This window comes from Pseudomonas tremae (assembly GCF_001401155.1).
Classification (GTDB): domain Bacteria; phylum Pseudomonadota; class Gammaproteobacteria; order Pseudomonadales; family Pseudomonadaceae; genus Aquipseudomonas; species Aquipseudomonas tremae.
This window is the reverse complement of the sequence record NZ_LJRO01000478.1, coordinates 1-332: the sequence shown is the minus strand read 5'-3', so window position 1 is coordinate 332 and position 332 is coordinate 1. Positions and strand designations below refer to the sequence as shown.

1 protein-coding gene is annotated in these 332 nt (G+C 58.4%); it reads right to left on the bottom strand.

Going from position 1 to position 332, the window contains the following annotated elements; genetic code table 11:
- Positions 1-332 (bottom strand): DUF4129 domain-containing protein (locus tag ALO43_RS26335; protein ID WP_157062368.1); only part of this gene is annotated, 332 nt, incomplete at both ends.

Here is a 332-nt window from a genome sequence, read left to right as displayed (position 1 = left end):
TGACGGCTGACAACCTCCATGGCAGACGACGCAACGTGCTTAATGCATGCCTCAAGCGGCTGGCCGAAGCAAGCCGCCCGGCATAGCGCTGCGCCTGAAATTCGCGGATGAAAGCTTCGATGGCCTCGGCATGCTGCGGAAAATACAGCACCGCTCTGCGGCAGAATGCGTCAGCGCCTTCACCCGGCATACGACGCAGACCATGACGGGCGAGCAAGCGTTCAAATGCGTTGAACACCCGCAGTTGCGAGTCGCTTTCGCGCTGCCAGGGTTTAAACAGCCATAATGCAATCAGGCCCAGTGAAAGCAAGGTCCCCATGACGAAAACCTGT